The sequence below is a fragment of the uncultured Gemella sp. genome (genome assembly GCF_963529685.1).
Lineage (GTDB): Bacteria > Bacillota > Bacilli > Staphylococcales > Gemellaceae > Gemella.
Genome location: NZ_CAUSAI010000018.1, coordinates 15,015 through 30,159 on the forward strand (window position 1 = coordinate 15,015; position 15,145 = coordinate 30,159).

Below are 15,145 nucleotides of genomic sequence, written 5' to 3' on the forward strand. Positions count from 1 at the left end.
TGCATACTAAAACAAAATATACTCTATTAAAAAATATACTCTATTAAATTATACTAAAAATACCAACCAAAAACAAATTGTTATCTTCTTACAACCATTTATTTTTAGTTGGTATTTATTATTTTAACTACGTAGCACTATTTATAAAATGCTTCTACTTTAGCTAATACATCAGCAACTTCTGTATCAACTTTTTCTAGAGTTTTTCTATCTTTAACTTCAACGATTCCTTCTGCAGCTTTTTTACCTACTACTACTTGTAATGGAATACCGATTAAGTCTGCATCATTAAATTTAACACCCGCACGCTCTACTCTGTCATCATAAAGTACTTCATAACCAGCAGCAGTTAAGCTAGCATATAATTCTTCACTAAGTTTTACTTGCTCTTCTTTCTTAACATCTACACATACTAAATGAACTTGATATGGTGCTACTTCTTTAGGCCAGATAATACCTTTGTCATCGCTATTTTGTTCGATAATAGCTGAAATAACACGAGTTACCCCAATACCATAACATCCCATGTAAAAATGATTTGCGCGACCATTAGCATCTAGGTACGTAATATCCATAGATTCTGAATATCCTTTACCAAGTTCGAACACTTGTCCTACCTCGATTCCTTTAGCAAATTTAATTGGTCCTGATAAGTCCTCTGCTAAGTCACCTTCTTCAATCATACGAAGATCGTAGTGAGCTTCTACTTCATAATCCCCTGGATTTACGTTGATATAGTGGAATCCTTTTTTATTAGCTCCACAACTGTGGTTGTACATGTATTTAATAGCATTATCCGCGATTACTCTACAGTTTTTAATACCAAATGGTCCCATGTAACCAACAACACTTCCCATAACTTCTTCAATTTCTTGTTCAGTTGCCATTTCTACTTCAGAAGTTCCTGTCGCTTTCATGAATTTAATATCATTAAGTTGATCGTTACCACGCATAAGAACTAAATAGAATTCTCCATCAGCTTTTAATGCTAAAGCTTTCATCGCACGATTAACTTCTACACCACAAAATGCTGCAATGTCATCTATAGATTGTTGATTTGGCGTTTCTAATAAACTACGCTCTTTTTTCTCAAAGCCAGTAGGCATAGTGTAGTTTTGTTCAACTACTGCAGCAGTTTCAATATTCGCTGCGTAATCACTCTCTTCAGTATAGGCAATAGTATCTTCCCCTACTTCTGCTAATGCTTGGAATTCGTGAGTATAACTTCCTCCGATATTACCAGAATCAGCTTTTACTGCACGATACTTAAGCTCAAATCTATCAAAGATGTTACTATATGCTTGATAATAGTCATTATATGTTTCTCTTAGCGATTCTGGTGAATCATGGAATGAATAACCATCTTTCATAATGAACTCTTTACAACGTAATAACCCTAAACGTGGACGAATTTCATCACGGAATTTAGTTTGAATTTGATATAAATTCACTGGAAGTTGTTTATATGAAGTTACCATATTGCTAACTGTTTGACAAATGATTTCTTCTGCTGTTGGACTTAATGCATATCCTGCATTTTTTCTATCGGTAACACGAATTAATTCGTCTCCCATTTTGTTCCAACGTCCAGATTTTTTCCAATATTCATCAGATTGTAAAATTGGCATTAATAATTCTACAGCACCAATTTTTTCATGTTCTTCTCTTATAACTTTTTCGATTTTTTGAATTACTCTAGTAGCTAAGGGAAGATGTGTATAAACTCCTGCAGATACCTGCTTCACCATCCCCGCTTTAATAAGCAACTTGTGACTAATTGCTTCTGCAGAGGATGGTACTTCTCTTGTTGTTGGAATAAACGTTCTTGATTGTCTCATAACAATACCACCTCTTATTTTTAAAATTACTTATATTATACCACAAATCTGATACTTTTTTTCGAAAAATTTTATTTTTTTATAAATATATTACTGTATTACTCATCCATTGTTTATTGTTATTAATTTTTAAATTGTATATTCCAAACTATAAATGTTATTTCTACCAATTTCTTTTGTAGCTCCTTGTTAGATAAATTTCATACTGTTATATATCTTCTTTAACTATACTAATAGTGATTTTTATTATTACTAGTTTTTTATATTTAATATTCTAATTTTCTTTAAATAAAAAATCTAAAATGAAAGGTGGCTGACTCGATAAAATTTTGTTTCTACAAAATCGTGATTCTTAAGTCACTCCCTTTTATTTAAAATATAATTAGACATCCTTTTTCACCGTTTAATATTATATTTTGTTATATATAAAGTTCTAGCGTTCTTCTTATCAGTTAATTAGTCTGAAATATATAAGTTCTAAATTTATACTAAATTTCAACTATTTGTAATTCAAATTTCTTTCATAATATAGTATAATATATAAGATAATTATTTATGGAGGGATATATGTTCAATTATCCTAATAGAAAAAGTAATTTTATTCAAAAAACAAAATATTCTAATCGTGGAATGGAACTCGAGGATGACATTAACTTTGCGAATAAATATTACTTAAATAATGATATTGCAGTAATTCATAAAAAACCTATCCCCATTCAAATAGTAGAAGTTAATTATCCTAACAGAGCAAGCGCTATGATTACTAAGGCATTTTATAAAACTCCTTCTACTACTGACTATAATGGATTATGGAATGGTAAATATATTGATTTTGAAGCTAAAGAGACTAACTCTACTACATCATTTTCACTTAATAATATTCATGAACACCAAATTGAACACATGAAAAAAATCTTAAATCATGGAGGCATAACTTTTATTATCGTTAGATTTAAAAAAATCGATAAGACGTATATTCTTCCATTTAAACAATTTGTATTTTTTCATGAACGTGCAAAAAATGGTGGTAGAAAATCAATAAAGCTTTGTGAATTTGAAGAATCTGCATTCGAGTTGTTATTTAACTATAAAATTAGATTAGATTACTTAACTATTATAAAAAATAATGAAAGTGAGTTTTAACGTCAGATGAAAACTTTATTTAAATATATTAGTTCAATCTTTTTTTCAATCTGCTTAGTGTTATTCTTTATTGTATTAATGCTATTTGCTCGAGAATTAAAAGATGTTCCTGATATTACCCAGGCTAATTTACAAGATCCGCTATCATCGGAAATTTATGATAAAAATCTTAATTTAATAGCGACAGTTGGAGCAGAAAAACGCGAATACGTGTCTATTAATGACATTCCAAAAAATATTACAGAAACTGTTCTTACAACCGAAGACTCAAGATTCCAATCTCATATAGGTATCGACCCTATTCGTCTTATCAAAGCAGTACTTGTGAATATTCGTTCTAATTCTGCCCAACAAGGTGCAAGTACTATTACACAGCAAGTAGTAAAAAATTCATTACTTACATCTGATAAATCATTACAAAGGAAAATCCAAGAAGCATACTTGTCGCTAAAATTAGAAAACAGATATACTAAAGAAGACATACTAGAAATGTATATGAATAAAATATACTATTCTGATGGGCAATACGGTATTAAAACAGCAGCCAGATATTTCTATAATAAAGAACTAGATGAGTTAACTCTACCTCAGGTTGCATTATTAACTGGAATACCTCAACAACCAATTTTGTATAACCCTTATGATTATCCAAAACAAGCAAAGGAACGTCGTGATACAGTATTGTACGCACTTTTAAGTAATGATAAAATTACTGAAGATGAATACAACAACGCTGTAAATACTCCTATCACTGACGGAATTGTTGAAAAAACGAAAGAAGAAAGAGCTAATCAACACACTTATAATCCTAAGTTTGCTGCATATATTGATCAAATTACTAAAGAATTAAAAGAAAATAAAAACTTTGAAAATGTTAAAGATCCATTGTCTATGGGAATAAAAGTTTACACTAACTTAAATCCTGAATTACAAATATATGTTCAAGACATGTTAGACAATCAATCTTACCCAATGACACCACATGCTTCCCAAGCCGCTATATCTGTTCTTGACACTAAAACTGGACTTGTTGAAGCTATCGGTGGAGGAAAAAATTATAAAGCCGGTGGTTATAACTTCGCAGTAGACGCACGTGTACAACCTGGTTCATCTATTAAACCACTTATCGACTATGCACCGGGTATTGAATACTATGGCTGGGACCCACAAACAACATTTTCTGATACACCATATAAAATAGCTGGAACTGAGTTTTATATTCAAAACTGGGATAGAATTTATCATGGAACAGTGCCTATGACTCGAGCAGTGTCTTGGTCTTACAATATTCCCGCAGTACGCGCTTTCGAATCTGTAGGATATGAAAGAGCTAAACATTTTGCTGAAAGATTAGGAATACCTGTAACTAAAGATGAACCTACTACAGCAATCGGTGGTAATGTTGATGGAGTTTCAACTTTACAAATGGCTGGAGCCTTTGCTTCATTCGGTAATAAAGGTTACTATAACAAACCTTCTACTATTGTAAAAGTATTTAATGCTAATGGTAAAGAATTAGTAAATATTAAGTCTGAGCCTGTAAAAGCAATGTCTGAGGAAACAGCTTATCTTATGACAAACGTCTTAAAAGGAGTTTTAACTGAAGATGGATTATCTCCTAATGGTAAAATTCCAAACTTTGACATGGCTGGTAAATCTGGATCTAGTACCTTCGATGACACAGCATATTACAACTATGGAATTGATGTAGTTAATTCTACAAAAGATAGCTGGATGATAGGTTATACCACTGACTATACTGTTGCAGTTTGGCAAGGAGCTGATGTACTCGATTCAGCTGCTAAAGCTTTATCTTATGATCAAGCAAAAACAACTCAAGTTATAATGGCAAATGTTATGAAGAAAGCTTCAGATAATAAAGTTCCTGCAGCATTTGAAAAACCAGCAGGAATCGAGTCGAAAAATGGAGTTGAATACGCTAAAGAAAGAAATAAAGAAACAGACTATATGTATGCTGGTAGTGATCGTGATGCTGTTTATCAAGCAGCACTTGCACAAAAACAACGTGAAAATCGTTCACCTTTAACTACAGTATTTAATTCACTTACAAATTCTACACAATCTAATCGTACTCAAAACCAAGCAAACTCTCGTACAGGTACCGGTAATAATAATCGAACGCCTAGTACTATTAATCAAAATACAAGAAGATAAAAAGAGAATCGCGTAACAATCGCGATTCTCTTTAATTTTCTAAAATATAATTCTTATATAACTCTTCACAAATATAAAAATCAATTTCATCATCTATATCAAAACTAAAAATCTTTTCCATTTCATAAACTTTAGTTTTTTTTTGTATAAAAAGTTTTATCTCTTAAATAATTATTTTTTGTCGACATCCACATTGAATAGCTAGGCTCATCTTGCCTTCTATAATCTCCTCCATGTCGTGAAGGTAGTAAATAACCATCATTTAAATTCATAAACAAACTCTTACTATATTTCAGTTCGCTAAAAGACACTATATGATCACAATCCTTGAATATTTTAATAACTTCTTTTATATGCTCAATCTTTCTAAGTGGTGAGGTTACTTGTAAATTCATAAATATAAAATCTTCTTTTATATTATTAAATAGGCACTCCAGTGTTTCATATGTTGTTGAAGAATCTGCTGCTACTTCTTTATTTCGAATTATATATTTACATTGTTCTCCGTATTCTTCTTTACATATATCTAAATACTCTTGTGCATCTGAAGAAATCCATATTTCATCAAATAGTCTACTATTAATGGCTATATCTATTGTATAAAAACATAAAGGTTTTCCACAAAACAACTTAATATTTTTATCTGTTAATCCTTTTGAGTTTTTTCTTATTAGAATTATCGCTATTTTTTTCAATTTTATACCACTTTCTTATTTCCTATTATTTCTTCTTTCACTGTCAATTATATCATCTTAATGTATTCAATACCATAGTTTCAATATTCTAAAAAAGGACGAATTAAAAATCGCAACCGCATCTTCAATATTAACACTTAAAAACAGTATATTATTAGCTTTCTGTAAATTTCAATATCAAAATTATAAAATTTTTAGTAAAAAATCTTTAGAGATATTTTTCACCTCTAAAGATTTCTTTTTTATTTCTTTGGTCTTGTTTCAGGGAATGTAAATACAAAAATAATATACATTATACTTCCTAACAAATAGAATATAATTGATGATGTATATCCCATATGATTCAATACTAGACTCCATGAAAAATTAAACAATGTGTAAATGGCATATCCAAATGCCCAGAAAATACCAAACATTATTGTTAGCCTTTGCGAATTCATATTTGGCAACTCATAAGGTAAGTTTAAATATACTGGATATTGTGAATACATAAAGAAACCAGACAGACTAAACATAATATACGCTAAAATAACATTAGTTGATACAAAGTATAATCCTAACGCCATAAAACCTATCATTAAGATACCATGAACTATTAAAAATGGTTTTCTTCTAAAGTTTAACTTCCTTGTAACCAATAAACTGAATATAGTTCCAAAAATACCACCAACAGTTACAGTTAATATCATAAATTCAGCTTTAAAACTAGCATTATGAGCATGCTCTGCAACCACCCTAGGTAATGACACCAATGGCATAACATATAAAAATAAAAATCCACCAAAACCTAATGAAAATACATATATGAATTTGTCTTTAAATCCATCAGCATAAGTATATTTATTAACTTCTTCTTCATGTACTATTTCTTTTGATTCTATTAACAATTTATAAACAAAATAGTTTGGATGTTTCCAAGTAATTGTTGGCTCAAAATCATGAGAAAACAATAACCAACATATAAATAAAATAATACTAAAAATACTAAATCCAATCATTGTATAACGCCAATCATCTACAAATTGATCTTTAAATAAAAGAAACAATATAGCCACTAGCGCTGCTCCTACATTATATGAAGCTGTTATAATCGCACTTGTCATTATCTTTTTGTCATTTGGAATAAACTTTGCTACAAATGAATTTATAAATACGATAATCATTGATCCCCCAAATGCCATTATCATTCTTGATATTGTATATAACCAATAATTATGAGTGAAAATCGCAAAGAATGAAAAACATAAACAAAATAGTGCTAATATTGCAGCTTTTCTAGGATGTAACTTTATTAAAATAAATGCAGCCAATAAATTTGCTATAATTCTAGCAATTGTAATTGTATAGTTTACAACTTCTGAAATTATAGGTGAAACTTTCTGACCGTTAAAATAGTGATCTGTTATTTGCTTTGATAAGTTTGACCCCGCTACCCAGTTCGTAGCAAATACTACATATGCAGTAATAAGAATTGCAAACATAATAATCCCTTGCCTTCGAGTAGGTGAATTTGATGATAATTCCATTATTATACCTCTTTCTTTTTTATAAAATATTACAGCTTCTTGCTGTTATAATACTGTTTATTTTCATACAATAATAGTGTAATATAAAAATCATGAAAATGCAAGAAATAATTATCATTTGCAATGCGTTTTCACTAAACTTTTCTTAAAAATAAAAAAAAGACTAATATCAAAGTATTAATCTTTCTTTTTTAATAAGTTTTTTAGTGACAACATTGGTTTATTTCTTACTATTTTTTCATTTCCTAAAAACTCTCTCATCTCTTTTAAACATTTACCAGAATTTTTTACTATGAAATTGAAACTCCCTGATTTTTTTGTATCTATAAAAAATCCACGGATATATTTATCTCTGAAAAATATTTGTGCTCGTACTTTATCTATTTCTGTCCATGGTATTTGAATATAATCTTCTGGATTTCTATGATTATAAAACTCAAATGCCTTATCACCTATCATAACATCACCATGTTTATTCCCTATAGATCCAGTTAAACAATTAGCTTTAGATGTATAGACTACTTTTGAATTCATCGACATTACCATAAGCTGTTCTCCTCTTATATTTAATTATAATATTTTTGAACTATATTTGACAATTTATCTTTAAAAAAGGAAGTTGAGACGTTTCGACTCAACCTCCTAAACTTTATTACATTACACCTGCTACGTGAGCAATAACTCCTAAAGCAAATAATCCAAAAATTATTAATACTGGGCTTACTTTACGTTTTAATAACCACATACATACGAATGTTAATAACAATGCTGCAAATCCAGGAATAAGTTGATTTAAGTTATCTTGTAACGTTGTAACTTTTTCTGGCGTTAATGAGAATTTACCACTTGTTGCTTTTGTAACGATATCTTGTAATACTTCACCAGTTATGTGTGTACCTTTTTCTGGGAAATGAACAAAAGCTTTTTCATCTAATTGCACTTTAGAAACAACTAATGGGAAACTAATGTTAGTCCAACGTTGAACTAAAATCCCCATTACGAACATACCAAGGATTGAAGCTCCTTTTGTAATTGTTTGTAAAATACCACCTGAAAGGTCACTTGTAATTTCTGAACCTTTTTTATAACCAAATTCTTGTGTATACCATAAGAATCCAATACGGATTAAGTTCCATGCGATAAAGAAGAATAATGGTGCAATAATTGAACCACCAGTTGCTAATGAGGCTGCAATAGCTCCAAGAATAGGACGAACTGTAAACCAGAATACTGGATCCCCAATACCTGCTAAAGGTCCCATCATACCAACTTTAACCCCTTGAATTGCTGCATCATCAATATCAGCACCATTTGCTTTATCTTCTTCTAAAGCTAGTGTAACTCCTAAGATAGGTGCTGCAATATATGGGTGAGTATTAAAGAACTCTAAGTGACGTTTTAATGCTAATGTAGCATCTTCTTTGTTTGGATATAGTTTTTTAAGCGCTGGGATTAAAGCAAATGCCCAACCACCATTTTGCATACGTTCATAGTTCCATGAACCTTGAAGGAACTGAGAACGTAACATTACGCTACGACGATCTTTTTTACTTAATGTAATTTTTTTCTCTGACATTTTGTAGTTCCTCCTTATTAATAATCATTTAAGATATCGCCTAGTGGATCTCCAGATGAAGTATTTCCACTACCACCGCCACCTTTGTTTTTAGAAAGATTTAGGTAAATAATAGCTAAACATAATCCGATGATACCAGTTGCGATTAATGTTAATTGGCTAATTGGTGCTAATGCAAATCCTAGGAAGAAGAATGGCCATACTTCTTTAGTTGCCATTAGGTTGATAACCATCGCGAAACCAACTGCTACTACCATTCCTCCACCAATTGCCATACCTTCAGTGAACCATTTTGGTAAGGCTTCAAGAGCTTTTTGAACTACTGATGATGGAATGAACATTAATAATCCCGCTGGAATAGCAACACGTAATCCTTGAGCTGCAAGTGCTACGTAATGCCAGAATTCAACTCCACGGAAGTTACCATGTTCTGCTGCACGGTCAGCTTGGTGAACGATAACTACTGATAATGTACGAACAACCATTGTAAGTACAAGACCAACTGTTGCTAATGTAACGGCTGTTGCGATAGCGATAATACGTCCTTCAGCTGAGAAATCTCCAGCTTTAATGAAAATAATAGCAGATGCTACTGATGCTAACGCTGCATCTGGAGCAACCGCTGCCCCAATATTAGCCCATCCAAGTGCCAATAATTGAAGAGCTCCACCTAAAATAATACCTTCTGATAAATGTCCTGTTGCTAAACCGATTAATGAACAAGCAATAATTGGTTGATGGAATTGGAATTGGTCTAAGATACTTTCCATACCAGCTAATAATGCAACAATAAGGACTAAAATAACTGTTAGAATACTAAATTCCATAGTGTCCTCCTAAATTCTATTAAATTATAATTTTAAACCTTCACTTGATTTAGCTTCAATAAGTTTGAATAAATCTGATGGAGAATCATTTGATACTTTACGAACATCAAATTTAACACCTAAATCACGAAGTTTTTTGTATACTTCTACATCTTCTTGATCTAATGATAATACGTTATTAATTTGAACTTTACCAACTGAGTGAGCCATAGATCCAACGTTTAATTCTGGAATCTCTACTCCTTTTTCGATTACTGCAAGAGCATCTTGTGGTGTTTCAAATAATAATAATGCTTTTGTATCACCAAATCTTGGATCATTATAAACTTGTACAAGTTTATCTAACGGAATCACGTGTGCTCTCACCCCTGGAGGAGCTGCTTGCTCAATAAGTTTCTTACGTAGTTCATCTTTTGATACTGAATCTGAAACTACAATAATTCTGTTTGGATTAGTTGCTTTTGTCCAGTTTGTAGCAACTTGTCCGTGTAATAAACGAGTATCAATACGAGCTAATACAAACTCTATTTTCCCGTTTCCTAATACTGTTCCTTCAGGAATTGCTCCTTGAGGTGCAGCTTGTGTGCTTACAGCTTCTTGTGCTTTGGGTTGAAGTTCTTCAGGACGAACTTTAACTCCTTCAATAGCTGTTGGTGTGATTGCTTTTGCAATCTCATGAGCCGTTGTCATAGTGAATCTACTTGCATATGCTTCAATTAACATAGGTAAGTTTAATCCTGCTACAATAGCTCTTTTCTCTGGAGCTTCTTCAAATAACTTATTCGCTTGGTTGAATGGACTTCCACCCCAAAGATCGACAAGGAATAGAATTTCTTCAGAATCTACTTTAGCAATAGCTTCTTGAAGTTTTCTTTGCAAGTCTTCTGGTCCTTCACTTGGCATAAATACAACTGCTTCTACTTTTTCTTGTTCACCAAAAATCATAGAACCTGATTGTTTAATTCCAGCTGCGAATTCACCATGACTCGCGATGATAATTCCTACCATCTTAGTACCTCCTTTTATTTATTACTTAATATATTATGACGTGTATACCTTTGCATACACCTAAATTATATCACTTATTATTTTTTTTGTAAATGTTTTAATTTTCTGTCTTACAAGTATTAAAATCGATTTCTAAAATTATATACTTTCAAAACTATATATATACTCAATCTTTTAATTAATGATTTTAGTACTATAAATTTTTCTATTTATATTATTTAGATAATTACAACTTTTCTAAATAATATCGATATGAAAATATTATTTTCATATTTTCATCATATATAGAAATATACTTTATAACAGAAAAGGGTGTGACTCGACAAAATCGATTTTGTTGAGTCACACCCGCAAAGTTTATTAGATATCTAAAAAGTTTTTATAAAGCGAATTTAGATATCAATAAACCCCTTCGTCTATAAATGAATTTCCTTATAAAATCTAGGATTTTTGAATTAACCCTTTGCATTTTTTAAAGTTAACAAATACCTTTTTCAGGAAATAGCATTCTTAATACATTTAAAGATAATCGCCTAGACTCTCCTGCATGAGGGTATATGTGCATCATCATCATAGGATTAAAATTAGCTTCAATTACTCCGTAATTATCCTTACTACACTCATCTTTTATGTTAGGTATTATCAAATCAACTCCGCAAACTTTTGCCATCATTGCTTCTGCTATTTCTACTGCTAATTTTTTATAACTTTCGTGTACTTCATCAGTCATATCAATAGAATCTCCACCAGTACTTATATTTGAATTTTCTCTTAAATATGCCACTTCATTTTCAGCTAGTATCGATTCAAAATTTAATCCTTGTTCCGATAATTGTAATTGTTCAATTTCACCAAGTTCAATTTTTTTCAATGGTGTTTTCTTTGCATCACCTCTTAAAGGATTAGCGTTCTTCATTTCAACTAATTCTCTAATGGTATGTTTACCATCTCCTGTTACATTTGCTGGTACTCTTAATAATACCGCTTCTGTTTTTCCTTCTATAACGAAAAATCTATACTCTGTTCCCTCTATAAATTCTTCTATTAATATGTCTTTATCTTCTTTTAATGCAAATTCTATAGCTTTTGTATAATTCTCTAATGAACTTGTTCCATTTTTAAAAATTGTAATTCCTAATCCAAAATTTGTGCTTTTCGGTTTAATAACAATTGGTTTATTTTTTATATAATTAAATTTTTGTAGTGCTTCTTCTATACTAGAAACCTCATATCCTTTAGGAACTCTGAAACCTTTTTCTGCTAGGACTTTTTTAGTTACTACTTTATTTTCCATGATTAACGGAGAAATATAACTATCTTTACTTGTCATATTACCATTCTTTACATATTCTACATGTTCTTTACTTTCTAAACGAATAAATTGATCATTTTCATCTATGATACTAACTTTTAGACCACTTTTTATTGCATCTTCTATTACAGCTTGTGTCGAAAGTTCCATATTTGAATATGCACTAAGTGAATAATATTCTCTTAAAGCATCTTCTTTGTATTGTTTGGCAAGATTCAATCCAACATTTAAAATACTATTTTCTTTTTTGTATTCTCTTAATAACCTAGCCCCAATAGTTAATTCAGGATTTTGTAGTTCATCTATCTTCTCATTAATCAAATCAATATCACTTTCATATAATCCCAATTCAGCAACTAGTTCTTTCATTTTATTAAGCAACCATATTCCCTCATCTTTATACATTACTTTAGAAAAAGGATGAGATAATGCTACCTTCTCACTATATTCATAACCTAGAGACTCCGAAGTACTTTTATCTACTTCCTCTAACCAAACTAATGTTTTTATAAATAAATGAACAAACCTAATATCTTTTTCTAGGATACCGAATGGTGCAAACGGGTTTAAATCAAACAGTCTAAATTCAATATATTTTATTCCTTGTTTTGGAAATTTTACTATTGTGTCTGCTCCTCTAAAACGTACACTTGAATAAAATTCTTTTTCTGCTATTAGCTTCCCATTTTGTACATATCCAGTAATATCTTCAATATATTTTTCTAACGAACCATATGATACTTTTATATCTTCTTCATTTACATAACCGAACCTACTAGTACGCAGGCTTCTCACAAAGCCTTCTGGTTTTATACCATTAGCAAAGTATTTATCTTCTGCCAGCGGAGAAGCTCCGTAAAGATAAATCAATAGCCATTGATATCTAATAAATTGTCTAGCCAATTTTAAATATACTTCATTTTTTGTACTAACCAGATCTTTTTTCGTAATCGTGGAAATTTTTTCCATAAAATTATCATCAAGTTGGAAATTATAATGAATTCCCGACACCATTTGTTTATACTTACCATATTTTTCAACTAAATACTCCCTATACTCAACATCTGATTTTTTCTCAAATTGTGCTACCCTAATTTCATCTTCTTTAGGCAGTATAGCTGGAATACTAAGAGGCCATATATACTCATCTTCAGGTATATTTTTTAAAAATACTTCATGAACAGCATTTAAAACTCTTAATACATCTTTTTCACTTTTTTCTGGAGTCGTTATTAATTCCACCTGTGATTCTGCAAAATCCGTCTGAATGTATGGTTGTTCATGTCTAATACCAAATACCTTAGGATGATCAGTTTTAGAAATTTGACCATTTGGCAATACACGCTGTCCCTCTTTTTCCAATCCTATTACTACATTTGAAAATAATTCTTCTAAATTATTGTTCTTAATTATATCTCTCATTATCATATTTTATCACTCTCTACATACAATTTAGTCATCTTCTATCTTATCACAAAAGCATAATTAATAATAGAAATTGAACTCAAATATAGACATATTATAACAAACTCTTACAATATTCTAACAGTTATGATATAATCAAATTACACTTAAGAAAGGGGAATGAAATTCGATTATATATCGTATTTCTAATATTTAAATGATTAAATTAATTGCTAGTGATATGGATGGAACTTTATTAAATAACAATCATAAGATTCCAAAAGAAAATGTAGAACTTATAAAATTTGCAAAAAAACATGGTATTGAATTTGTAGTTGCGACAGGAAGAGCCTACTATGAAGCACTTCCTGCATTAAAAGCAGAAAATATTAGTTGTGATGTCATAAGTTTTAACGGAGGTATAATATACGATAAAAACGGAAAAATTATTAATATAACTCCAATGGAATTAAAAGATTTATATTACACTATAAAAATATTAAAAAGTTTAGACATTAGTTACCAACTTTATACAAAAAATACTATTTATACTAATAGTATAGAAATCGATATAACTGCCTATATAGACCTTATTAGAGCCAACGGAGAAGAACCTAACGAAAAACATTTAAGAGAAGAAGCAAAAAACAGATTAAAACTTGGTCATATAACTGAGGTTGAAAATATAGAATTATATATAAATCAAGAAAATAATCCAGCAATTAAGGTAATAGGAATATCTAATGATATTTCTAAATTAAAAAATGCAACTGAATTACTATCAGGAAATACTAATATTAGTGTCACTTCATCAGGTGCAAATAACATTGAAATAATGGATAAAAAAGCTACTAAAGGTGAAGCACTAAAAATTGTATGTGACATTCATAATATTAGTCTAGAAAATACAGTTGCTATTGGAGATAATCTTAATGACCAAGCAATGTTGGAAATTGTAAAATATAGTATTGCAATGAAAAATGGTAACAAATTACTTAAAGATCATGCTAAATACATTACAGATAAAACAAACACTGAAGGTGGAGTAGCCGATAGTGTTATGAATCTTCTTAAAGAACATAATGAATTTTACGAAGACATAAACCAAACTTTAGTTAAAGCTGCCATTGAAGCTACTAAATATGCTTATGTACCATATTCAAACTTTAAAGTAGGAGCAGCAATTTTAGCAGAAAACGGTAAGATCTATACAGGATGTAATATTGAAAATGCTAGTTATTCACCTACTAACTGTGCTGAAAGAACAGCAATTTTCAAAGCAGTCAGTGAAGGTGTAACAAAATTCAAAAAAATAGCTGTAGTTGGAGGACCTGGTGGCAATCTAGAAAATTATTGTCCTCCTTGTGGAGTTTGCCGTCAAGTAATATCAGAGTTTGCGGATGATGAATTTGAGTTAATACTTGGAACATCTAAAAATACTTATGCAGTATATAATTTCTTTGAAGAAGTATTACCACTTAGTTTTACTGCAAAAGAATTAAATAAATAATATTAAAGTCGTTATGAAGTTTTCATAACGGCTTTAATTTATATTCTATAAAAATAAAAAAAGTCGTAACTTATGTTACGACTAGGTTAAGATGACCCGTACGGGATTCGAACCCGTGTTACCGCCGTGAA

The 15,145-nt window shown here is 30.5% G+C and carries 11 protein-coding genes; 3 read left to right on the forward strand and 8 right to left on the reverse strand.

All coding sequences use genetic code 11. From position 1 onward, the window contains the following. Positions 1-137: 137 nt before the first annotated feature. Entirely contained in the window at positions 138-1,838 is a 1,701-nt protein-coding gene (locus RWS90_RS04185) for a proline--tRNA ligase (protein ID WP_314548906.1), read from the reverse strand. Positions 1,839-2,405: 567 nt separating this feature from the next. On the opposite strand from RWS90_RS04185, the gene recU reads away from it, so the two are divergent. Together recU and RWS90_RS04195 are read left to right on the forward strand one after the other, a co-directional pair. Next, a complete protein-coding gene (gene recU / locus RWS90_RS04190) occupies positions 2,406-2,981 on the forward strand; it encodes a Holliday junction resolvase RecU (RefSeq protein ID WP_314548908.1) in 576 nt (191 codons plus the stop codon). 6 nt (positions 2,982-2,987) lie between these two features. Further along, a complete protein-coding gene (locus RWS90_RS04195; protein WP_314548910.1) occupies positions 2,988-5,156 on the forward strand; it encodes a PBP1A family penicillin-binding protein in 2,169 nt (722 codons plus the stop codon). Positions 5,157-5,287: 131 nt separating this feature from the next. Here the strand turns inward: RWS90_RS04195 and RWS90_RS04200 are convergent, their stop codons facing one another. The 7 genes from RWS90_RS04200 to gshAB all read right to left on the reverse strand — a co-directional run bounded on the left by RWS90_RS04200 (position 5,288) and on the right by gshAB (position 13,522). Continuing rightward, positions 5,288-5,851, reverse strand: coding sequence for a cytidylyltransferase domain-containing protein (locus RWS90_RS04200; protein ID WP_314548912.1), 564 nt, complete (start codon positions 5,849-5,851; stop codon positions 5,288-5,290). 242 nt (positions 5,852-6,093) lie between these two features. Beyond that, a complete protein-coding gene (locus RWS90_RS04205) occupies positions 6,094-7,377 on the reverse strand; it encodes an MFS transporter (RefSeq protein ID WP_314548914.1) in 1,284 nt (427 codons plus the stop codon). Positions 7,378-7,554: 177 nt separating this feature from the next. Further along, positions 7,555-7,923 (reverse strand): DUF956 family protein, encoded by a 369-nt coding sequence (locus RWS90_RS04210; RefSeq protein ID WP_314548916.1) that lies wholly within the window; start codon positions 7,921-7,923, stop codon positions 7,555-7,557. 106 nt (positions 7,924-8,029) lie between these two features. After that, positions 8,030-8,953, reverse strand: coding sequence for a PTS system mannose/fructose/sorbose family transporter subunit IID (locus tag RWS90_RS04215; RefSeq protein ID WP_314548918.1), 924 nt, complete (start codon positions 8,951-8,953; stop codon positions 8,030-8,032). A gap of 17 nt (positions 8,954-8,970) precedes the next feature. After that, positions 8,971-9,780 carry a PTS mannose/fructose/sorbose transporter subunit IIC gene (locus RWS90_RS04220; protein WP_048802071.1) on the reverse strand — a complete coding sequence of 270 codons (810 nt, stop codon included), beginning with the start codon at positions 9,778-9,780 and terminating at the stop codon, positions 8,971-8,973. Between the two features lie 24 nt (positions 9,781-9,804). Beyond that, positions 9,805-10,788, reverse strand: coding sequence for a mannose/fructose/sorbose PTS transporter subunit IIA (locus RWS90_RS04225; RefSeq protein WP_314548921.1), 984 nt, complete (start codon positions 10,786-10,788; stop codon positions 9,805-9,807). Between the two features lie 478 nt (positions 10,789-11,266). Further along, the gene (gene gshAB / locus RWS90_RS04230; RefSeq protein WP_314548924.1) at positions 11,267-13,522 is read right to left on the reverse strand and encodes a bifunctional glutamate--cysteine ligase GshA/glutathione synthetase GshB; all 2,256 of its coding nucleotides are present in this window, start codon (positions 13,520-13,522) and stop codon (positions 11,267-11,269) included. Between the two features lie 199 nt (positions 13,523-13,721). Between gshAB and RWS90_RS04235 the strand changes: the two genes are divergently transcribed. Then, entirely contained in the window at positions 13,722-15,014 is a 1,293-nt protein-coding gene (locus tag RWS90_RS04235) for a cytidine deaminase (RefSeq protein WP_314548927.1), read from the forward strand. The last annotated feature ends 131 nt before the right edge of the window (positions 15,015-15,145 follow it).

Excerpts from the sequence above, each read along its gene's own strand:
- RWS90_RS04185 (WP_314548906.1), bottom strand. The coding sequence starts at position 1,838 with ATGAGACAATCAAGAACGTTTATTCCAACAACAAGAGAAGTACCATCC.
- recU (WP_314548908.1), top strand. The coding sequence starts at position 2,406 with ATGTTCAATTATCCTAATAGAAAAAGTAATTTTATTCAAAAAACAAAA.
- RWS90_RS04195 (WP_314548910.1), top strand. The coding sequence starts at position 2,988 with ATGAAAACTTTATTTAAATATATTAGTTCAATCTTTTTTTCAATCTGC.
- RWS90_RS04205 (WP_314548914.1), bottom strand. The coding sequence starts at position 7,377 with ATGGAATTATCATCAAATTCACCTACTCGAAGGCAAGGGATTATTATG.
- RWS90_RS04210 (WP_314548916.1), bottom strand. The coding sequence starts at position 7,923 with ATGGTAATGTCGATGAATTCAAAAGTAGTCTATACATCTAAAGCTAAT.
- RWS90_RS04215 (WP_314548918.1), bottom strand. The coding sequence starts at position 8,953 with ATGTCAGAGAAAAAAATTACATTAAGTAAAAAAGATCGTCGTAGCGTA.
- RWS90_RS04220 (WP_048802071.1), bottom strand. The coding sequence starts at position 9,780 with ATGGAATTTAGTATTCTAACAGTTATTTTAGTCCTTATTGTTGCATTA.
- RWS90_RS04225 (WP_314548921.1), bottom strand. The coding sequence starts at position 10,788 with ATGGTAGGAATTATCATCGCGAGTCATGGTGAATTCGCAGCTGGAATT.
- gshAB (WP_314548924.1), bottom strand. The coding sequence starts at position 13,522 with ATGAGAGATATAATTAAGAACAATAATTTAGAAGAATTATTTTCAAAT.
- RWS90_RS04235 (WP_314548927.1), top strand. The coding sequence starts at position 13,722 with ATGATTAAATTAATTGCTAGTGATATGGATGGAACTTTATTAAATAAC.